1 protein-coding gene is annotated in these 592 nt (G+C 20.9%); it reads left to right on the top strand.

What is annotated here, in order from left to right; all coding sequences use genetic code 11:
* Window positions 1–123: 123 nt before the first annotated feature.
* Window positions 124–592: hypothetical protein (locus ACF91D_RS31410; RefSeq protein WP_392438643.1), on the top strand; the 469-nt coding region annotated here is incomplete at its 3' end.

Genomic DNA, 592 nt, shown 5'->3' on the forward strand with positions numbered 1-592 from the left:
CAAATAAATGAATATGATGATGAACTATATAATAAATTTAATATTTATAGGTACATTTTTAATGATTTAATATTAAGCTTGAACGAATATAGCTATGTATTTAGTAATTTAGAAAATAATGAATTGGAAGAAATTAGTGAATTTTTTTTAGAATACTCATATTACGCAGATGATAAGGAAGAATTGAAAGAAGCATTTAATTTGTTGAAAAAAATTAAAAATGGTGATGTTAAGAATGAAATTGCTAATAAATTAATAGATATTATTGAGCAAAATAAAACGGATGATATCGCAATAGTTTGTGCACATGATTTTTCTGAATTCAGTGAAAAAAATAAATATAAATTACAACGATCAGTTACTTTTTATAATCAAAATCAATTAATAAAAGAAAACAAAATATTTGAAACACTCATTTTCATTGGTCCTCCGTATCTATTTAAAAAATATAAAAATATATTTTATGGTATGAAAATTTATTACATTATGTTTGAATTTCTGGGAAGCTACAATTTTAAAAATACGATTATACATGACAATAAAGAAGCAAATTCAAATTTATATAAAAATACGAAGGTTATAAATAATGATG

It is taken from the genome of Staphylococcus sp. 231237_7MaSpsaltlick (assembly GCF_043107035.1).